The organism is Pseudomonas sp. MOIL14HWK12:I2, from assembly GCF_000510745.1.
GTDB classification, from domain to species: Bacteria; Pseudomonadota; Gammaproteobacteria; order Pseudomonadales; family Pseudomonadaceae; genus Chryseomonas; species Chryseomonas oryzihabitans.
On the sequence record NZ_KI783313.1, the window covers coordinates 155044 to 175479 of the forward strand.

The 20436-nt window shown below is 68.7% G+C and carries 15 protein-coding genes; 14 read left to right on the plus strand and 1 reads right to left on the minus strand.

The window, feature by feature from the left end; genetic code table 11:
• Positions 1 to 8 precede the first annotated feature (8 nt).
• Entirely contained in the window at positions 9 to 1529 is a 1521-nt protein-coding gene (locus PSK12I2_RS0117045; protein ID WP_027599306.1) for an amino acid ABC transporter permease/ATP-binding protein, read from the minus strand.
• Positions 1530 to 1923: 394 nt separating this feature from the next.
• Between PSK12I2_RS0117045 and PSK12I2_RS0117050 the strand changes: the two genes are divergently transcribed.
• The 14 genes from PSK12I2_RS0117050 to PSK12I2_RS0117115 all read left to right on the plus strand — a co-directional run bounded on the left by PSK12I2_RS0117050 (position 1924) and on the right by PSK12I2_RS0117115 (position 20432).
• Positions 1924 to 2853, plus strand: coding sequence for a LysR family transcriptional regulator (locus tag PSK12I2_RS0117050; protein WP_027599307.1), 930 nt, complete (start codon positions 1924 to 1926; stop codon positions 2851 to 2853).
• Positions 2854 to 2983: 130 nt separating this feature from the next.
• Positions 2984 to 3496, plus strand: a complete 513-nt coding sequence (locus PSK12I2_RS0117055) for a sigma-70 family RNA polymerase sigma factor (RefSeq protein WP_027599308.1) — start codon at positions 2984 to 2986, stop codon at positions 3494 to 3496.
• Positions 3490 to 4434, plus strand: a complete 945-nt coding sequence (locus PSK12I2_RS0117060) for a FecR domain-containing protein (RefSeq protein ID WP_042134220.1) — start codon at positions 3490 to 3492, stop codon at positions 4432 to 4434. Before PSK12I2_RS0117055 ends, PSK12I2_RS0117060 begins: the two co-directional genes overlap by 7 nt.
• Positions 4435 to 4505: 71 nt before the next feature.
• A complete protein-coding gene (locus PSK12I2_RS0117065; RefSeq protein WP_027599310.1) occupies positions 4506 to 6902 on the plus strand; it encodes a TonB-dependent receptor in 2397 nt (798 codons plus the stop codon).
• 328 nt (positions 6903 to 7230) lie between these two features.
• Entirely contained in the window at positions 7231 to 8604 is a 1374-nt protein-coding gene (locus tag PSK12I2_RS0117070; RefSeq protein WP_027599311.1) for a diaminobutyrate--2-oxoglutarate transaminase, read from the plus strand.
• Positions 8605 to 8674: 70 nt separating this feature from the next.
• A complete protein-coding gene (locus PSK12I2_RS0117075; RefSeq protein ID WP_027599312.1) occupies positions 8675 to 10447 on the plus strand; it encodes an IucA/IucC family siderophore biosynthesis protein in 1773 nt (590 codons plus the stop codon).
• Positions 10440 to 11648: a type III PLP-dependent enzyme gene (locus tag PSK12I2_RS0117080; protein WP_027599313.1), complete on the plus strand. Its 1209-nt coding sequence runs from the start codon at positions 10440 to 10442 to the stop codon at positions 11646 to 11648. Before PSK12I2_RS0117075 ends, PSK12I2_RS0117080 begins: the two co-directional genes overlap by 8 nt.
• Positions 11645 to 13051 carry a DHA2 family efflux MFS transporter permease subunit gene (locus PSK12I2_RS0117085; protein ID WP_027599314.1) on the plus strand — a complete coding sequence of 469 codons (1407 nt, stop codon included), beginning with the start codon at positions 11645 to 11647 and terminating at the stop codon, positions 13049 to 13051. The genes PSK12I2_RS0117080 and PSK12I2_RS0117085 overlap by 4 nt, the downstream gene beginning before the upstream one ends.
• Entirely contained in the window at positions 13048 to 14889 is a 1842-nt protein-coding gene (locus tag PSK12I2_RS0117090; RefSeq protein WP_027599315.1) for an IucA/IucC family siderophore biosynthesis protein, read from the plus strand. The genes PSK12I2_RS0117085 and PSK12I2_RS0117090 overlap by 4 nt, the downstream gene beginning before the upstream one ends.
• Complete coding sequence (locus PSK12I2_RS0117095) at positions 14883 to 15659, plus strand: HpcH/HpaI aldolase/citrate lyase family protein (protein ID WP_027599316.1); 777 nt, start codon at positions 14883 to 14885, stop codon at positions 15657 to 15659. Before PSK12I2_RS0117090 ends, PSK12I2_RS0117095 begins: the two co-directional genes overlap by 7 nt.
• Positions 15656 to 17506 carry an IucA/IucC family siderophore biosynthesis protein gene (locus tag PSK12I2_RS0117100; RefSeq protein ID WP_027599317.1) on the plus strand — a complete coding sequence of 617 codons (1851 nt, stop codon included), beginning with the start codon at positions 15656 to 15658 and terminating at the stop codon, positions 17504 to 17506. Before PSK12I2_RS0117095 ends, PSK12I2_RS0117100 begins: the two co-directional genes overlap by 4 nt.
• Positions 17496 to 18413: an ABC transporter substrate-binding protein gene (locus tag PSK12I2_RS0117105; protein WP_027599318.1), complete on the plus strand. Its 918-nt coding sequence runs from the start codon at positions 17496 to 17498 to the stop codon at positions 18411 to 18413. Before PSK12I2_RS0117100 ends, PSK12I2_RS0117105 begins: the two co-directional genes overlap by 11 nt.
• The gene (locus tag PSK12I2_RS0117110) at positions 18410 to 19411 is read left to right on the plus strand and encodes an iron ABC transporter permease (RefSeq protein ID WP_027599319.1); all 1002 of its coding nucleotides are present in this window, start codon (positions 18410 to 18412) and stop codon (positions 19409 to 19411) included. Before PSK12I2_RS0117105 ends, PSK12I2_RS0117110 begins: the two co-directional genes overlap by 4 nt.
• Complete coding sequence (locus PSK12I2_RS0117115; protein WP_027599320.1) at positions 19401 to 20432, plus strand: iron chelate uptake ABC transporter family permease subunit; 1032 nt, start codon at positions 19401 to 19403, stop codon at positions 20430 to 20432. The genes PSK12I2_RS0117110 and PSK12I2_RS0117115 overlap by 11 nt, the downstream gene beginning before the upstream one ends.
• Positions 20433 to 20436 lie beyond the last annotated feature (4 nt).

Here is a 20436-nt window from a genome sequence, read left to right on the forward strand (position 1 = left end):
GGTGGGGGTCAAGCCAGGGACACGTCCTTGAGGAAGGCCTCAACGCGCGGATGCTGGCCGTTACGCAGTACCGCGGGCGCGTCGTCGCAGACCACGCGGCCCTTTTCCATGAACACGATGCGGTCCGAGACCTTGAAGGCGAAGTTCATCTCGTGGGTGACGATCACCATGGTGATGCCCTCCTGGGCCAGGGCCTCGATCACCTGCAGCACCTCGTTGACCTTTTCCGGATCCAGCGCCGAGGTGGGCTCGTCGAACAGCATGATCTGCGGTCGCATCATCAGCGCCCGGGCGATGGCCACGCGCTGCTGCTGGCCGCCGGACAGCTGGTGCGGATACTTCCAGGCGTGGTCGAGCATCCCGACCTTGTGCAGCAGGGCATAGGCCTGCTGCTTGAGCGCCGCGGGAGCATCCAGGCGGTGATAGCGCGGCGCGAGCAGCAGGTTGTCCAGCACCGTCAGGTGGGGGAAGAGGTTGAAGCTCTGGAACACCATGCCGATGTCCAGGCGATGCTCGCTGTGCTCGACGAAGCGGGGCTTCTGGGCGCCGTCCTTGCGCAGGTGGATGAAGGGCTGGCCGTTGATGCGGATCTCGCCGTTGTCCAGTTGCTCCAGGCCGTTGAGCAGGCGGATCAGGGTGGTCTTGCCCGAGCCCGATGGGCCGATCACCGAGACCACCTCGCCGGGCTGGATGCGCAGGTTGACCGAACCCAGCACCTCGACGTCGTTGTAGGCCTTGTGCAGCCGCGCCGCCTGCAGCGCCGGGGTGCCGGCATCCCACTGCGGCCTGGCGCTGGCGGTCGAGGCCTGGTTGGCCAGGGCCAGCACCTGGGCATCGGGGGTCCGCACCACCTTGCGCTGGGTGACGTCGAGAAAGCGCTCCAGGCGTTTGAGCAGGAAGTCGAACAGGGTGACGATCAGCACGTAGTAGAAGGCCACCGCCACCATGGTCTCCATGACCAGGAAGTTCTGCGAATAGAGCCGCTGGCCGACCATCAGGATCTCGGTGAGGGAGATCACCGAGACCAGCGAGCTGAGCTTGACGATGGAGATGTATTCGTTGGCCAGCGACGGCAGGGCCACGCGCAGGGCCTGGGGGATGACGATGCGCCACTGGGTGCCGAGAAAGCGCAGGCCCAGCGCCCGGGCCGCCTCGCCCTGGCCCTTGGGAATCGACAGCAGGCCGCCGCGGTGGATCTCGGCGACATAGGCCGTTTCGCTGATGACCAGGCCGATCAGGCCGGCCCAGAAGGGATCCGCGAGCACCACCGAGGTCGCCGGCAGCGCCTGGGGCAGGTTGTAGATGAAGATCAGCAGCACCAGCAGCGGCACGCTGCGAAAGAACCAGATGTAACCGCGAGCAGGCAGGCTGAGCGCCGGATACCGTGACTGTTTCGCCAGGGCGATGAAGAAGCCCAGGGCGATGCTGATGATCCAGGTGAGGGTGCTGAGTTTGATGACCGTCCAGGTTGCCAGCCAGAATTGAGTGTCGCCAATGAGGCTGAACATGTAGTTCCAGTCGAAAGTCATGGTGAGCCAACCCGTCGCCATTTCAAAGAAAGTGCGAACTTTCCTGAAGCGTTCGCACTGTTGCCAGAAACAGAATTGGCGGCCGCCAGACTCATCGTCAATTAACAAATTACAGGTCGTTGCATAGCCTTTTCCTAAGTAGTGTAAGGCGGCATCTTGTTCTGCGCGCTATACGCCCCAAGGCAGGGCAAGATGCAATCATAAGCACTCGAAGTGCAGTCTTTTGGTGCGTTTTAACCCGTGCGGCAGGGACTTTCGTCGGCACGCCACCGCGCGTGCAGTACCGCTAAGCACAGGCCGCGCGGTGACATTCAGGCGGATGGCATGGCTTTCGCTTCAGTAGATTGCGCTATGCAGATATGCGTTCTGCAAAGTTTTATCCTATGGATGAGCCATGACGCGTTTTACCCTGAGGCAACTTCGCTATTTCGTCGCGGTGGTCGAGGAAGACAGCATCGTCGAGGCCGCGCGACAACTGCATATATCCCAGCCGTCGATCTCCGTCGCCATCAAGAACCTCGAAGAAAGTTTCGAGCAGAAGTTGTTTATTCGCCATCACGCCCAGGGCGTTTCGCTCACCGCCAGTGGCCGTCGGCTGTATGAAAAGGCCAAGGAACTGTTGCGGCTGTCCCAGGAACTGGAACAGAACGCCAAGGCGGAAAACGAGCTGGTTTCGGGCACCGTGGCCATCGGCTGCTTCGAATCTGCGGCGCCGCTCTATCTGCCCAAGCTGGTCGCAGGTTTCAAGCGGCTCTATCCCGAGATCACCATCCAGCTGCACGATGGCGAGCAGCACGAATTGATGCACGGGGTGCACCGCGGACGCTTCGACCTGGTGTTTCTCTACGACCTGGAGCTGGGTGATTCCATCACCAAGGAAAAGCTCAATGCACCGCACAAGCCCTATGCGCTGTTGCCCATCGCCCATCCCCTGGCCGGCAAGAAGGCGGTGACCCTCAAGGAGCTGAGTCGCGAGCCCATGATCCTGCTGGACGTGGTGCCCAGCCGTAACTACTTCATCGACATCTTCAGGGAGAAGGGCTACCACCCCACCGTGGCCTACAGCTCGCCCTCCATCGAGATGGTGCGCTGCATGGTGGGGCAGGGCCTGGGCTTTTCCGTGCTGGTGACCCGGCCCACCACCGACCTGACCTACGACGGCAAGCGCCTGGCCCAGGTCAACATCCACGACGACATGCCGGCCTCCACCTTCATCATGGCCTACCTGCGCAACAACGAACCGACCAAGGCGACGCGGCTGTTCATGGACTATTGCCGGAGCGTCGATCTCTCGCCTGCGCCCGTGGAAAGCCTGGTGGGCTGAGGCCCATGCTGGCCATTGCCCAGCTTTCGGGCGAAAGCGCAGGGAATAGACGGCTCCGGACTGGTCCTGGATGATCCATGTAAAGTAGAATCAATATCATCTAAGCATCGACGAGCAGGTAGCACCCGTCATGAGTGATATGGCTCTCGCGTCCACGCGTCACCTTCATCGGCTCTATCTCGACCACAGCGGGTGGCTGCAGGCCTGGTTGCGCCGGCGGCTGGGCAGCGAATGGGATGCGGCCGATCTCAGCCAGGAAGCCTTTCTGCGGCTGTTGCGCAATCCCGAAGTGCTCGGTGAACTGCAGGAGCCGCGGGCCTATCTGGTGACCATCGGCAAACGCCTGCTGATCAATTTCCAGCGGCGCAAGAGCCTCGAGCAGGCCTACCTCGATGCCCTGATGGCATTGCCCGAAGCCTGCGTGCCGTCGCCCGAGCAGCGTTGGCTGCTGCTGGAAACCCTGCAGGCGCTGGACGAGCTGCTCGATGGCCTGCCCGCCGCGGTGCGGCGGGCCTTCCTGCTCAGCCAGCTCGAGGACCTCACCTACCGCGAGATCGCCGAACGCCTGCACGTCTCCGAGCGCACCATCAAGAGATACATGGCGCAGGCCTACGAGCATTGCCTGCTGGCGGAGTTGTGCTGAGCGGCCAGGACCGGCGGCGGCGGGCGATCCGCGAGGCCGCGGAATGGCTGGCGCTGCTGGAGTCCGGCGCAGCCGGCGAGCGCGAGCGGCAGCAGCTGCAGGCGTGGCGCCAGGCCCATCCCGAGCACGAGCGCGCCTGGCAGGCGGCCCTGCAGCTGCAACAGCGCTTCGCCGCGGTGCCGTCGCGGCTGGCCATGGCCAGTCTGCAGCCGGCCGAGCGCACTCGGCGTACCGCCCTGCGCCAGTTGCTGGGCCTGGCGGTGGTGGTACCGACCGGCTGGTGGCTGAGCCGGGAATTGCCGCTGGACGCCTGGACCGCCGATCTCAGTACCGCCACGGGCGAACGCCGCAGCCTGACCCTGGCGGATGGCAGCCTGCTGCAACTCAATACCGCGACCGCCGTGGACCTGGATCAGACCCGGCGGCGCCTGACCCTGGTGCGCGGCGAGCTCTCGCTGCGCGTACCCGGTACCCAGGCGCTGACGCTGGATACCCGCTTCGGCACCCTGACGGTGGAACAGGCCGAGGTCTGCGTGCAGCAGGACGATGAAGGCTGCGACGTGCGCGTGGTCAGCGGCAGCGTCGAGGTGCGGCCGCTGATGGGCCTCGGGCTGGCGTTGGGCAAGGGCCAGCAGTTGCGCCTGAGTACCCTGGGCATCGGCGCCATCGAGCCGTTTTCGCCAACCCTGCTGAGCTGGCGCCAGGGCGTGCTGATCGCCCAGGACCAGCCCCTGGGCGAATTCCTGCAGCAATTCAGTCGCTATCGTCCTGGCCTGCTGCGCTGGGATCCCGCGGTGGCCAATCTCAGGGTCACCGGCAGCTTTCAGCTTGCCGATACCGACCGGGTACTGACGCTGCTGGCCGCGACGCTACCGGTGGAACTGCAGTGGCGTACCCGCTTCTGGGTGACCCTGATACCCCGTTCGGTCACCGTCTGAAAAAAGTCTGTCCCCTTTTTCGTACCTGTCGGTCATTAACGGCATAGGACAACCAAAAGGAGGGGGATTCGATGGTGACGTTGGTATTGCGTCCGTTGCTGCGCACGGGCTTGCTGGTGGCGTTGAGCGGTACTCCCTGGTGGGCCGCTTCGGCCCTGGCCCAGGAGGCGGCCCGCCGGCATTACGAGATTCCCGCGGGCAGTCTCGCCCAGGCGCTGACGCGCTTCGCCGCCGAGTCCGGCGTCAACCTGGCGGTGGATCCGGGACTGGTGGGCAAGCGTAATAGCGCTGGCCTCAACGGCGACTTTGGCGTGGAGGAGGGCTTCGGCCGGCTGCTGGCCGGCTCGGGGCTGCGGCTGCAGCCGCTGGGTGAGCGCGACTTCACCCTGGCGCCGGCCCCCCAGGACAGCGGCGTCCAGGAGCTGGCCAGCACCTCCATCGTCGCCTCCAGCCTGCAGGCGGACGACGCCCCCTACGCCGGTGGCCAGGTCGCGCGGCAAGGCTCCCAGGGGTTGCTGGGCCATCGCGACTTCATGGACACGCCCTTCAGCCAGACGTCCTACACCGCCCAGACCGTGCAGAATCTCCAGGCCCGCACCCTGACCGACCTGATCGCCAGCGATCCCTCGGTGCGCTCCACCAATCCGTCGGGTGGGCGCTTCGAGCAATTCACCATCCGCGGTTTCAGCCTGTTCAACAGCGATGTGGCCTACAACGGTCTCTATGGCGTGCTGCCGACCTATTCCATCGACATGGAGATGGCCGAGCGGGTCGACATCCTCAAGGGGCCGAGCCAGCTGCTCAACGGCATCTCGCCCCGCGGCAGCGTCGGCGGGGGCATCAACGTGGTGCCCAAGCGCGCCACCGACCAGCCCATCACCGAGATCACCGGCAGCTATGCGTCCGACAGCCAGGTGGGCGGGGCCGTGGACATCGGTCGTCGCTTCGGCGAGGACAATCGCTTCGGTATGCGCTTCAACGGTGTCAAGCAAGCGGGCGACACCACCTGGGATCACCAGCACGTCGATCGCCAGATGGGCGTGCTCGGCCTGGACTATCGCGTGGAACGTCTGCGACTGGGCCTCGATCTCGGCCACACCGAACGCGACACCGATGCGCCCCAGGAGCGGGTGCTGGTGGGGGCCAACGCCCGGGTCCCCGATGCCGACGACGTGCGCCACAACTATGCCCAGCGCTGGACCCGCGCCCAGACCAAGGACACCTTCGGCGCCCTGCGCGGCGAATTCGACGTCGACGACTCGCTGATGGTCTATGGCGCCGTGGGCGCGCGCCGCAGCGATCACGACTTCCTCCGCCACAACGTTTCCATTACCAACAACGCCGGCGATTTCAGCGTCCAGCCGCGCGACTTCACCCGCGACGAGAACGTGCGCACCGCCAACCTGGGCGCGCGCAAATGGCTGCAGACCGGACCAATCAGCCACGAACTCAACGTCAGCGCCGACTACTTCTACATGGACTTCGAGAACGGCGGCGGTCGCTACGCCAGTGGGCCGAGCAACCTGTACAACCCCAGTAACCTGCCCGCGCCAGGTGTCCAGACCCGCTCCGACGGCAAGGACTACACCGAGAACCGCTTCAGTGGCGTGGCCCTGGCCGACACCCTGGGCTTCTTCGACGATCGCCTGCTGGTCACCCTCGGCGCCCGCTGGCAGCGGGTCAAGGTGGACGACTGGTCCGACGGCGTGAAGCAACCCACCGCCTACGACGAGGAAAAGGTCTCGCCCTCGGCGGGCGTGCTGTTCAAGGCCACCGAGCGGCTGTCGCTCTATGCCAACTACATGGAAGGCCTCAGCCAGGGCAAGATCGCGCCGTCCACCGCGCTGAACGAGGACGAGATCTTCCCGCCCTTCATCAGCCGCCAGGCGGAAGTGGGGGCCAAGTACGACTTCGGCGCGGTGGCCCTGACCGCCAGCGCCTTCCGCATCAAGCAGCCGGCCTACGAGACCAATGCCACCAGCCGCGTCTTCGGTCCCAACGGCAAGCGCGTCAACGACGGGGTGGAGCTGAGCGTGTTCGGCGAGCCGCTGGCCGGCTTCCGCGTGCTCGGCGGCCTGATGTACATCGACAGCGAACTCAAGGACACCGTCGGCGGCTCCTTCGATGGCAACCGCGCCCCGGCCACGCCCAGGCTCAATGCCAACCTCGGCGCCGAACTGGACATCCCGGCGGTGCCGGGCCTGACCCTGACCGGACGGGGGATCTACACCAGCTCCCAGTACCTGGACCAGGCCAACAGCAAGGAAATCGACGCCTGGCATCGCTTCGACGTGGGGGCGCGCTACGCCTTCAAGGTCGACGCCACCCGCGTGACCTTGCGTGCCTCGGTGGAAAACGTGATGAACGAGCGCTACTGGGCCTCCGCCGGCGCCTCGGACGACAGCGAACCGGGCCTGACCATCTCCACGCCGCGGACCCTGGTCTTTTCCACCACCCTGGCGTTCTGAGCAGGCGTTATCCGTCCTTGCGCAAGGCGTGTCGCCGCCCGGCTCAGGGGCGACTTCCGCGCATCGCCAACGGGGGCAGAACGGTGGCCCCTCAGGCGTCATTCATAGGCAGGAGTGAGCGGCATACAGAGCGGGAACAGCTGCCTATCAGGCGTTTTGGCACGTGATTTCAAGGGCGGACCCGCCGGGCGTTCGGGCCCTTTATCGCCCGCATTTTGGTGAAAGTGGCGCGACTTCAAAGACTCGATCTTTTTCGGGAATGGCGGTTGAAGGATGAGAATGAAACTGATTATCGTTTACGAAGATAAACGTCCAGAGGTCTGACGCCATGCTTCAACCATCCCTCAGTCGCGATACCGCAACAGCCGACAACGCCTTCTTTCTCGCTCGCCAGGCACGCTTCGAATCCAGGGTCCGCAGCTACCCCCGCAAGCTGCCGCTGGCCATCGCCAAGGCCGCCGGGGTCTGGGTGACCGACGTCGAAGGCAAGACCTACCTGGATTGCCTGGCCGGAGCCGGCACCCTGGCCCTGGGGCACAACCATCCGGCCGTCACCGAGGCCATCACCGACTTTCTCGGCAGCGGCCTGCCCATGCACAGCCTGGATCTCACCACGCCGCTCAAGGACGCCTTCAGCGAGCGCCTGCTGGGCCTGCTGCCGGGCCGCGCGGAAGACTACTGCCTGCAATTCTGCGGTCCGTCCGGTGCCGATGCGGTGGAGGCGGCGCTGAAGCTGGCCAAGAAGGTCACCGGACGCAGCAATGTGGTCGCCTTTTCCGGGGGCTACCACGGCATGACCCACGGCGCCCTGGCGGTGACCGGCAATCTCTCGCCCAAGCAGGGGGTGGCCGGGCTGATGCCCGGAGTGCAATTTTTGCCCTATCCCCACGAGTACCGCTGCCCGCTGGGGCTGGGCGGCGAGCAGGGCGCCGCGGCCCTGGCGCGCTATCTGGAAAGATTCTTCGGCGACGTGGAGAGCGGCGTCTGCCGGCCGGCGGCGGTGATCGTCGAGGCGGTGCAGGGGGAGGGCGGCGTCAATCCGGCACCGGTGGCCTGGCTACGGACCCTGCGCCAGGTCACCCGGGAGCACGGCATCCTGCTCATCGTCGACGAGGTCCAGACCGGATTCGGCCGCACCGGCGCGCTGTTCGCCTGCCAGCATGCCGGCATCGAGCCGGACATCCTGGTGCTGTCCAAGGCCGTGGGCGGTGGCCTGCCGCTGGCCCTGCTGGCGATTCGGCGGGAGTTCGACGCCTGGGAGCCCGGTGGCCATACCGGCACCTTCCGCGGCAACCAGCTGGCCATGGCCACCGGGCTCGCCACCCTGGAGGTCATCGAGCGCGACGGCCTGGTCAGCCGTGCGGCCCAGCTCGGGGGCTGGCTCAGGCGCCATCTGGAGCGGCTGCGCGAGCGTTTCCCCGCGATCGGCAATGTCCGCGGGCTGGGGCTGATGCTGGGCCTGGAAATCGTCGAGGCGGGTGGCGCGGCGGATGCGCTCGGCAGCCTGCCGGCCGATCCCGCGCTGGCCGCGGCCATCCAGCGCCACTGTTTCGCCCAGGGACTGCTGCTCGAACGCGGCGGCCGGGACGGCAACGTGGTGCGGCTGCTGCCGCCGCTGATCCTCCAGGAAAGCCATTGCCTGGTGCTGCTCGAACGCCTGGAGGCGGCCCTCGTGGCGGCCCTGGCCGAGCCCCGTGGCTGAGCACAAGGCACCACCCGAGTGCCGTGACACCGGATCGCCCGCAGGGACGCGCAACCTCTTGGACACTGCCATGACTTCTCTAGAATCCACGCTGCTTTCCCGCATCGTCAGCGAGCTGGCGTCTTCCCACGCCCTGATGAATTGCCTCATCAAGGAATTCGCCCTGCCGGAACGATGCCTGGCCTATACCTGGCCGGAAGACCGACGCGGTATCGCCCCGGCCAACTATCTCGGCTGGTTGCAAGACGGCGGCGTGCCCCTGCTGATCGCCTTTCCCGGCGATCGCCAGTTCTTCCTCGTCGTCGATCGGCAGGATGAACTCGGCAGCCAGCGCTATCTCTCCGATATCTATGTCCGGCGCGGGGACCAGGCCTGGCATTGCCCGGACTTCGCCGCCTTCATCGATTTTCTGCTGGAGGCCTGCGAAGAACTCGCCGGTGCCCACAATGGCGAATTGCTGCAGCAGGTCCTGCAGAGCCAGCACCTGACCGCGGCCATCGTCGACCACGTGCAGGTCTCGCGCCATCCCGCGCCGCTCAGCGACTACCTGGCCAGCGAGCAGGGGCTGTGGTTCGGCCATCCCAATCACCCGGCACCCAAGGCACGGCGCTGGCCGGAGCCGCTGCCGGCCGAGGCCTATGCCCCGGAGCTGCACACCAGCACCGCCATGCACGTGCTGGAGGTGCCCCGCGCCGGCTTGCAGGTGGCCGGCAACGGCCTGAGCGACGCCCAGGTGCTGCAGGGCTTCGTGGACCAGGCGCAGGCCGCCCCTGAGCGGGTGCGCATCGTGCTGCACCCGGTCCAGGCGCAGCTGTTCCTCGGCGATCCCCGGGTCCAGGCGCTGGTCAGCCAGGGGGTGATCCGCGACCTCGGCGCCAGCGGCGCCCTGGCCAGTCCCACCGCCTCCATGCGCACCTGGTACCGCCCAGGCCATGCCTTCTTCATCAAGGGCTCGCTCAACGTGCGCATCACCAACTGCGTGCGCAAGAACGCCTGGTACGAACTGCAAAGCACCCTGATCGTCGACCGCCTCATGCAGCGCCTGCAAGGGCGGGTGGCGGGGCTGGACATGGTGCGCGAGCCGGGTGCCCTGAGCTGGGCTCCGCCGGCCGCCAGTGCCGAGGACGAGCGCTGGTTCCGCGAGCAGACCGGCGCCATCCTGCGCGAGAATTTCTGCCTGGAGCATGGCGCCGACTGCTGCCTGCTGGCCGGCACCCTGTTCGCCCGCGACACCCGCCTGCAGCCGCTGCTGCAGGACTTCCTCAGCCGCTGCGGCGACCAGCCGGTCAGCGACGAAATCCGGCTGGCCTGGTTCCAGGACTACCAGCGGCTGCTGCTCGGGCCGGTGCTGCGGCTGTTCTTCGAGCACGGCGTGGTGCTGGAGCCGCACCTGCAGAATTGCGTGCTGGTGCATGACAACGGCCGGCCCGTCCGGCTGCTGCTGCGCGACTTCGAAGGCATCAAGCTGACCGATACCCTCGGCGCCGAGGCCCTGGACGCCCACGTCCAGCCCCGGGTGCGCCAGTCGTTGCTCTACAGTCGCGACCAGGGCTGGCGGCGCATCGCCTATTGCCTGTTCGTCAACAACCTCGCCGAGGCGGTGCTGGCGCTGAGCTGGGAGCGTCCGCACCTGGCGCCGCGCCTGTGGCGGCAGGTGGAAGCCGAGCTGATCGCCATCCGCCGGGACCTGCAACGCGCCGCGCCCGAGCTGGATGCGCTGATCGCCGGCCAGCCGATTCCCTGCAAGACCAATCTCAAGGTGCGCCTCGCCGCCCAGGCCGATCGCCACGCCGGCTACGTGCAGTTGCCTTGCCCCTGGGGCGCGGAGGTGCGTCATGGCTGAGCTACCTGCCGCGGTCCGCGCCGCCCTGGTGGAGGCCCAGGCGCAGTCCGGCGATCCCCTGGCGGCCTTCGTCTATGACCTCGACGCCCTGCGGCGGCACGTCGCCGCGCTGATGGCCGAATTGCCCCCGGGCGTGGAGCTGTACTACGCCATCAAGGCCAACAGCGAGGCGCCGATCCTGGCGGCCCTGGCGCCGCTGGTGCACGGCTTCGAGATCTCCTCCGGTGGCGAGATCGATCGCCTCGCCGCCTGCCCGCAGCGCAAGCCGTTCATCTTCTCCGGTCCGGGCAAGCTGGATTCCGACCTGCGCACCGCCCTGAGCGCCGGGGTCGAAGCCATCCACCTGGAGAGCCTCGGCGAGATCCAGCGCCTGCAACGCCTGGCGCTTTCCCTGGGACGGCCGCAGCCGGTGTACATCCGCATCAATCCGCAATTGCCGGCCGGGCTGACCAGCACTCTGGCCATGGCCGGCACGGCGACGCCCTTCGGCTTCGACGAAGCCGATCTGCACGCCGCGGTGGCGGCGGTAGAGGCGGCCAGCCACCTGCAGCTGCAGGGCTTCCATGTGCATGCCCTGTCGCACCAGCACTCGGTGGAGCGCCATCTGCAACTGCTGGACTTCTACCTGCAGCGCTGGCCGCACTGGCGCGGCCTGGCCCGGCGCCCGGAAAGCGTGGTGCGGCTCAACGTCGGTGGCGGCATTGGCGTGGATTACCGTGAAGGCCGGCGATTCGACTGGGCGCGGCTGTGCGGGCACCTGCGCGCCCGCTTGGCCGAACAGGCGCAGCCGCCGCTGATCCGCTTCGAACCGGGACGTTTCCTCGCGGCCTTCTGCGGCTACTACGCCATGGAGGTGCTGGATACCAAGACCAGCCACGGCCAGCACTTCCTGGTCTGTCGCGGCGGGACCCATCAGTTCCGCCTGCCGGTGGCCCAGGGGCACGATCATCCGGTGCTGCACCTGCCCCGCGAGGGGCGGGCGACCGCGACTGGAGGCAAGGCCTGGACAGTGGTGGGTCAGCTCTGTACCCCCAAGGACATCCTCAGCCGCGGCCAGCCGCTGGGTGAGGTCCGGGTCGGCGACCTGCTGGTGCTGCCCCTGGCCGGCGCCTATGGCTACAACATCTCCCACGCGGATTTCCTCTGCCATCCGCGCCCGCGGCAGCTGTTCCTCGCCGGCAACGGGAGTGTCCCGGCGTGAGCGTTGCGATCCCGCGGGTCTGGGTGGCGGTGAACGTGCTGCTGGGCACGGTCACCGTCAGCCTGGCCAATACCGCGCTCAATCCGGCGCTGCCGGCCTTCATCGCCGCCTTCGACCTGGGGCCGCTGCTGGCCAGCTGGATCGTCGCCGGCTTCATGGTGGCCATGGGCATCACCATGCCGCTGACCGGCTTTCTCGCCGGGCGCATCGGGCGGCGGCGACTCTATCGCCTCGGGCTGCTGGCCTTCATCGCCGGCTCGGCGCTGGGCGCCCTGGCCGATTCCATCGCCGGCGTGCTGCTGGCGCGCATGGTCCAGGGGGTGGCCAGCGGCCTGATGATTCCCCTGGCACTGGGCATCATCTTTTCCGTCTATCCCAAGGAGGAGCGTGGCCGGGTGACCGGCTGGTGGGGTGGGGCGGTGATGCTGGCGCCGGCGGTGGGGCCGCTGTGCGGCAGTCTGCTGCTGGAGGTGTTCGACTGGCGCGCCCTGTTCCTGCTCAACGTCCCGGTGGGCCTGCTGGCCCTGGCCATGGGGCAGGTGGTGCTGCCCGCGGATGGCCCCCGCGAACGCAAGCCCTTCGACCTGGCCGGCTACCTACTGATCGCCAGTGGCCTGGGGCTGCTGCTGGTAACCCTCGGCCGGCTGCGCGAGCTGGCGGCGCTGGCCGACCCCCTCAATCTGCTCGCCCTGGGCGCCGGACTCCTCTGCCTGCTGGCCTTCGTCCGGCTGCAGCTGCAGCGCAGCCATCCGCTGCTGCCGCTGCGCCTGTTCGCCCTGCGCGGCTATCGGGCCAGCGTCATCATCGCCGTGGTCCAGGCGGTGGGCATGTTCGAATGCCTGGTGCTGCTGCCGCTGCTGGTCCAGCTGGTGCTGGGCCACAGCGCCCTCTGGACCGGCCTGGCGCTGCTCTGCACGGCCCTGGCGGCGGCGCTGTTCGGCCAGGTCGGCGGTCGCCTGCTCGACCGCCGCGGACCCCGCGGGGTGATCGCCACCGGGCTGGCGCTCAGCGGTCTCGCCACCCTGGCCCTCGGTGTGGTCGGCAGCCATGCCGGGCTGGCCTGGATCTGCGCGCTCATGGTGCTCCGCGGCGTCGGCCTGGGGCTGTCCTACATGCCGGCCACCACCGCCGGGCTCAACACCTTGCCGGATGCCCAGGTCACCCAGGGCGCGGCCATGAACAACATCGCCCGGCGCCTGGTGTCCTCGGTGGCCGTGGTGGCCGCCTCCCTCTGGCTGGAACTGCGCCTGGGCGGAGCGGCCGGCTGGGGCCCGCGCCAGGCCGCCACCGGCGTCGCCATCCAGGACGCCTTCATCGCCACCGGCCTGTTCATCCTGCTGGCCCTGCCCTGGGCCTGGCGCTTTCCCGCTGCTCAACCCCTTTCCGTTCGGAGGTACTCATGACCGCTCAGCTTTCACTTGCCGCGCAGCCCTGGCCGTCGCCCGCCGATGCCGCCCTCTATCGCCAGGTCGAGCAGCGCGTGGTGGCGCAGCTGCTGCAGACGCTGATCTACGAAGAGGTGCTCAAGGCCGAGGTCCAGCCGGTGGCGGAGGGGCTGGCAGCGTATCGCCTGGCCGGTACCGCCGCCGATGGCACACCGGTGCAGTACCTGGGCTATGCGCCCGCAGATGCCAGCTTCGGCCTGATCCGCCTGGATCCGCAGCGCCTGGTGCGCCAGGACGATAAGGGGAGCCGCGCGCCGACGCTGCACGAGACCCTGGCCGAATTGCTCGGCGAGCAGAGCGACTCGCCGCTGTGGCCGCGCTTCGTCCAGGAGCTGGAGCAGACGCTGCTCAAGGATCTGCAGTCCCGCCGCCAGGACTACCGTCCCGCCCGCCCGGCCCACGAGCTGGACGTGGACGAGCTGGAGCGGCACTTCATGGACGCCCATGGCTACCACCCCTGCTACAAGTCGCGCATCGGCTTCTCGCTGGCGGAGAATCGCCGCTACGGACCGGAATTCGGCGAGCCGATCCAGCTGGTCTGGCTGGCCCTGGCGCGCGCGCGGGCCTCGGTGGGGCACTCCCGCCGCCTGGACTTTCCGGCCTTCATCGCCGCGGAGTTCGGGGTGGAGCGCTGGACGGCCCTGGCCGCCGAGTGGCGCGAACAGGGTCGGTCGTTGGACGACTATCAGTTGATCCCGGTGCATCCCTGGCAATGGGAGCAACACCTGGCCGCGCTGTTCCAGCCCGAGCTGGTGAGCGGCGAGTTGCTCTACCTGGGCACCTCCCGCGACCAGTACGCGGCCCAGCAGTCCATCCGCACCCTGGCCAATCGCAGCGCGCCCGAGCGGCCCTACGTCAAGCTGGCGATGTGCCTGACCAATACCTCCAGCACCCGCATCCTGGCGCGCCACACGGTGCTCAACGGCCCACTCATCACCGACTGGCTGCAGCGCCTGATCGCAACCGATGCCACGGCCCGCGACCTGGACTTCGTGGTGCTCGGCGAGATCGCCGGCGCCGCCTACGACAGTCGTGCGTTGCCGGTCAGCCGGGCGGGGCAGGTCTACGGCACCCTCGGCGCCGTCTGGCGCGAGAGCATCCATGCCTATCTGCGCGCGGATGAACAGGCGGTACCCTTCAACGGCCTGACCCAGGTGGAGAATCGCTACGGCCAGGGCGCGCCATGGCCCTTCGTCGCCGCCTGGATCGAGCGCCACGGCCTCGACGCCTGGCTGCGGCAACTGCTCAGGGTCACGGTGACGCCACTCATGCACATGCTCCACGCCGAAGGCATCGGCATGGAGTCCCATGGCCAGAACATCGTGCTGATCCACCGCGACGGCTGGCCGCTGCGCATCGCCCTCAAGGACTTCCACGACGGCGTGCGCTACGCCGAGCGCCACCTGGCACGCCCGGAACTGCGTCCGACCCTGGAGCCCTTGCCGGCGAGCCATGCGCGGCTCAACCGCAATTCCTTCATCCTCACCGAGGACGTGGCGGCGGTCCGCGACTTCACCTGCGATGCCTTCTTCTTCATCGCCCTGGGCGAGCTGGCGGTGTTCCTGCGCCAGCACTTCGCCCTGGCCGAGTCCGACTTCTGGCGGGCGACCGCCACGGTCATCCTCGACTACCAGCGCGCCCATCCCCAGCACCGGGACCGCTATGCGCTGTTCGACGTCTTCGCTCCCACCTTCGAGGTGGAGGAGCTGACCAAGCGGCGCCTGCTGGGCGATGGCGAGCGGCGCTTCAAGGCGGTGGCCAACCCGCTGCATCCCTATCGGCCCGCCGCATGCTGAGGCGCAATCGACTCAAGGCCGCCCTGGCGGCCGGCACGCCCAGCCACGGCCTGTTCGCCTCGCTACCCACGCCCGCCAGCATCGAGCTGATCGCCGAAGCCGGCTACGACTTCGTGATCATCGACATGGAGCACGTGCTGATCAATCCGGAAACCCTGGAGAACATGATCCGCACCGCCGAGAGCTACGACCTCACGCCGCTGGTGCGGGTGCCGGACGCCGAGCCCAAGCGCCTCTTGCGCCTGCTCGATGCCGGGGCCCAGGGGATCGTGCTGCCCTGCGTGGAGGACCCGGCGGTGCTGGCCGCCGCGGTGCGCGCCTGCAAGTACCACCCGGAGGGCGAGCGCAGCCTCAACGCCGGGCGCCCGGGCTCCTTCGGCAAGGCGAGCCTGGCCGACTACGTGACCCGCGCCAATGCGCAGATCCTTATAGTCGCCATGATCGAGAGCGCCGCGGGCGTCGCCCGGGCGGCGGAAATCGCCGCGGTGCCGGGGGTGGACCTGCTGCTCGAAGGGGCGGCGGACCTGTCGCAGTCCCTCGGCCACCCCTGGCGCCTCGCCGATCCCGAGGTGCAGGAGGCCCTGCGCCAGATCTGGGCCGCCGCCCAGCGGCAGGGCACACCCTACTGCGCCATCCCCCGGCAGCCGGAGGACCTCGACCTCTGGCGCGCCCGGGGCGTCACCACCTTCGTGCTCGGCGACGAGCGCGGCATCGCCTTTCGGGCCCTGCAGGCCCGCCTGACCGCCCATTCCTGCGGAGAATCCCCATGAACGCTCAGACCCTCGCCACCGACCTGATCCTGCAGGACCTGTTCGACTGCCTGCTGGCCGAAGACGTCTTCGCCCCCATGCCTGTGACCCTGGCGGCCGCGACCACGGAACATCCCGCCGCGCTGCAGCCGGCCGCCCCGGAGGAGCGCCTCTGGGAGTGCTGCTGCGATCCCCGCGAGCAGCGTTTCATCGCCGCGCGGGTGCGCCCGGGCATCACCCAGGCCTGGGTGAAGGTGCCCGGTACGCCGATCCTGGCGCGCCAGGGCGACGCCTGGAGCACCCTTACGCCCGAGGCCTTCGTTACCCTGGTGTTCGCCGAGGTGGCCGCCGATCCAGAGCAGGCGCGGGGCATCGCGCTGTTGCGCGAGACCCTGGCCACCAGTCTGCGGCAGACCCGGCTGTCCCTGGAACAACCCCTGGTCCCGGGGCCGTTGCTGGAGGGCGACGGTAAGGCCGCCTTCCTGCAACTGGAACGCTGGGCGGCCCTGCGGGATCGACCCTATCACCCCCTGGCCAAGGCCAAGCTGGGGCTGAGCGACGCCGACTACCAGGCCTACCAGGCCGAATTCGGCCAACCCGTGCGCCTGGCCTGGGTCGCGGTGCGCCGCGATCAGCTGCTGTGCGGAGAGAGTGTGGCGGCCGATTCCCAGGGACCGGCGGCCGACTTGCTGACCCCGGCGGCGCTGGCCGAGTTGCAGGCCGAATTGCAGCGGCGCGGCCTGGCGGCGAGTCATGTGGCGCTGCCGGTACACCCCTGGCAACTCGCCAGGGGATTGCCGGGTCGGCTGGACGAGGCCTTCGCCAGTGGCGTCTGCCAGCAGCTGGACTTTGCCGGCGCTCGCTGCCACGCGACCTCGTCGCTGAGATCCATGCTGATGGAGGAGGGCGCGGGCGTGGCCCAGCTGAAGTTGCCCATGGCGGTGCATTCCCTGGGCGCCTCGCGCTACCTGCCGGCGGTGAAGATGATCAACGGCTCGCGCAGCGAGGCTCTGCTGCGCCAGGCGCGGGCCCTGGACCCGGTGCTCGCCGAGAGCCTGCACCTGTGCGACGAGTCTCGCTGGTGGGCCTTCATGCCGCCGGCGGCGACCCTGTTCGACGAGGCGCCGCGGCATCTCTCGGCCATGGTGCGCGGCTATCCCGCGGCGCTGCTGGCCGATCCGGACTGCCGCCTGCTGCCCATGGCCGCGCTCGGTACGCCGCTGCCGGGCAGTCGTCGGCATTTCTTCGACGACTGGCTGGCGGCCCGGGCGCTGGCGCCGACCCCGGCCAATGTCCTGCTGTTGCTGGGTGAGCTGTGCCACAGCTTCATCGACCTCAACCTGCGGCTGTTCCGCCTCGGCCTGCTCGGCGAGGTGCACGGGCAGAACGCCGTGCTGGTCTGGCGCGCCGGACGTATCCAGGGTCTGCTGCTACGCGACCACGACTCCCTGCGCCTGTACGTGCCCTGGCTGGGGCGCCAGGGGCTGGCCGATCCGCAGTACCGGATCAAGCCCGGTCATGCCCAGACGCTCTATCACGAGCATCCGCGCGACCTGCTGTTCTGGTTCCAGACCCTGGGCATCCAGGTCAACCTCAGGGCCATCTTCGAGACCGTCGCGAGCTGCTACGCTATCCCGCTGACCGCCGCCTGGACGCTGTTGCGCGAGGTGCTGGAAGAACGCATCGCGGCCCTGGACTTCGACGCCGTGGCCCGGGCACTGCTTCGGGAGACGCTGTTCGAGGCACCGGACTGGCCGCAGAAGTGGCTGCTGCGCCCGATGATCGAGCGGGCCGGTGGGCCCGGCAGCATGCCGTTCGGCAAGGGCAGGGTGGTCAATCCCTTTCATCAGGTGAGCCATGCCCCCTAGTGTTTCCTCAGTAATAACCCGCCGCCGGCTCCTCGGGCTCGGCGGCGTGCTCGCCACCGGCCTGGCGCTGCAGCCGGGCGTGGCCCGCGCTCAGCCAACCCGTGTGGCCACGCTGTTCCAGGGCGCCACCGACAGCGCCGTGGCCCTGGGGCTCAGGCCCTGCGGGGTGGTGGAGTCCTGGAGCGAGAAGCCCGTCTATCGCTATCTACGCCCGGCGCTTGCGGGGGTGCCTTCGCTGGGACTGGAAACCCAGCCGAGTCTGGAGGACCTGGCACTGCTGGCGCCCGACCTGATCGTCGCCTCGCGCTTTCGCCATGGCCGGATCGCGCCGTTGCTGCAGCAGCTGTGCCCGGTAGTGATGCTGGAGGAGGTCTTCGAATTCAAGCAGACCCTGCTGGCCCTGGGTACCGCCGCGGGGCGTGGAGCGGACGCCACGGACCTGCTGCAGGCCTGGCAGGCGCGCATCGTCCGTCTGCGCGAGGCGCTGCAACGCCACTACGGTGCCCAGTGGCCGCCGACGGTGGCGGTGCTGGACGTGCGCGCCGATCACCTGCGCAGCTATCTGCCCGACAGCTTCGCCGGCCGGGTACTCAGCGAGCTGGGCTTCGCCTGGCCGGCGGCCAGCCAGGGCAGCGCCGCGCCCTCGATCAAGCTGACCTCCCGGGAAAGCCTGCCGGTGGTAGAGGCCGACGTCTTCTTCGTCTTCCTGCGTGCCGACCAGGCTGCGGTGCAGCGCAACTACGAGCGTCTGCTCGAGCATCCGCTCTGGCAACGCCTGAGCGCCCCCCGGCGCGGGCAGGTCTGGCGGGTCGATGGGGTGGCCTGGAGCCTGGGCGGCGGCATACTGGCGGCGAATCGGCTGCTGGACGACATCCAGCGCGTCCTGGCCGAACAGGGGGCCGCATGAGCGCACCCCTCAGACTGCTGCTGCTCGCCCTGGCCCTGGCGTTGATCGCCGTGCTGAGTCTCTCGGTGGGCGCCCGCTGGATCGCGCCCACTAGCGTAGTGGCGGCCCTGGTGCAGGACCCCTCGCTAGGGCTGGATGCAACCCTGGTCAACACCACCCGGCTGACGCGCCTGCTGGTCGCCCTGGTGGTGGGCGCCAATCTGGCGGTGGCCGGCGCCCTGATGCAGGCCATGACGCGCAATCCCCTGGCTTCGCCGGGGCTATTCGGCATCAACGCCGGCGCCACCTTTGCCCTGGTGCTGGGCATCACCCTGCTGGGCCTGTCCAGCACCGAAAGCTGGATACTCTGCGCGCTGCTGGGCGCGGCGGTGGCCGGCAGCCTGGTATGGACCCTGGGCAACCGGGGCCAGGCGCGCCTGACGCCGCTGCGCATCGTGCTGGCCGGCGCCGCCCTGGCGGCCCTGTTCACCGCCTTCAGCCAGGCGCTGCTGGTGATCAACCAGGAGGGCCTGGACAGCGTGCTGTTCTGGCTGGCCGGTTCGGTGGGGGAGCGCAACCTCACCACGGCTGCGCCCCTGCTGGTGTTCAGCCTGCTGGCCCTGGCCGCCGCCGTGGTCCTGGCCGGGCAGCTCGATGTACTGGTCGCCGGTGATGACCTGGCCCGCGGCCTGGGCCAGCCCATCGGGCTGATCCGGTTGCTGGCCGGGGTGCTGGTGATCTGCCTGGCCGGCAGCGCCGTGGCCCTGGCCGGCAACATCGGCTTCATCGGCCTGATGGTGCCGCACCTGGTGCGCGGACTGTTGGCCCGCGCGCGACACGAGCATCGCTGGCTGGTCCCCGGCTGCGCCCTGGGCGGGGCCCTGCTGCTGGTGCTGGCCGACAGCCTGGCGCGGGTGGTGATCCTGCCCCAGGAGGTGCCCGTGGGCATCATGACCGCGCTGTTCGGCGGGCCCTTCTTCATCCATCTGGCGCGTCGAGGAGGCCGTCATGGCCGCTGAGATCGTCTGGCGGCTCGGCCGTTTCTCCCGCCGCCTGGCCCCGGCCACCCTGGGGCGGCTGGCCGTCGCCGCGCTGGTGGCCCTGGCGGCCTTGCTGCTGTGCCTCTGCCTGGGCAAGGTCTGGTTGACGCCCACCCAGGTGTTCGCCGCGCTGGTCGAACGGCAGGGCGGTGGCCTGGGTTTCATCGTCACCCAGCTGCGCCTGCCGCGGGCGTTGCTGGCCGCCCTGGTCGGCAGCGCCCTGGCGGTGTCCGGCCTGCTGCTGCAGGGCCAGGTGCGCAATCCCCTGGCCTCGCCGGACCTGCTGGGCATCACCAGTGGCGCCAGCGCCGGGGCGGTCTTCTATCTGGCGGTTCTGGCCGGCAGCCTGGGGCCGCATGGCCTGCCGCTGGCCGCGATGCTCGGCGCAGGCCTGGCGGCGCTGCTGGTCTATGGCCTGGCCTGGAATCATGGCGCCTCGCCGCTACGCCTGGTGCTGGTGGGGGTAGGGGTGTCGGCCATGCTCGCCGCGGCCACCACCTTCCTGCTGGTGTTCAGTCCGCTGACCACCACGCTGTCCGCCTACGTCTGGCTGACCGGCAGCGTCTATGGCGCCAGCTGGCCGGAGGTGCGCGCCCTGGGGCTGTGGTGGCTGGTCCTGTTGCTGCCGCTGGCGGCCCTGGCGCGCCACGCCGTGCTGGCGCAACTCGACGACGACCTGGCCCGCGGCCTCGGGGTGCGCCTGCAGCGGCAGCGCGCGGCTTTGCTGGCGCTGGCCGTGGCCCTGGCCGGCGTCGCCATCGCCTGGGGGGGCGCCATCGCCTTCGTCGGCCTCATCGCGCCCCATATCGCCCGCCGCCTGCTGCCTGCGGGTTTCGCCGCTCAGGCGCTGATGGCGGCCCTGGCGGGGGCGTTGCTGGTGATGCTCGCCGACCTCCTGGGTCGTACCCTGTTCCTGCCCCTGGATCTGCCGGCCGGCATCTTCGTCGCCGCCCTGGGGGCGCCCTTTTTCCTCTACCTGCTGATCCGGCAGCGTCCCTGAAGGA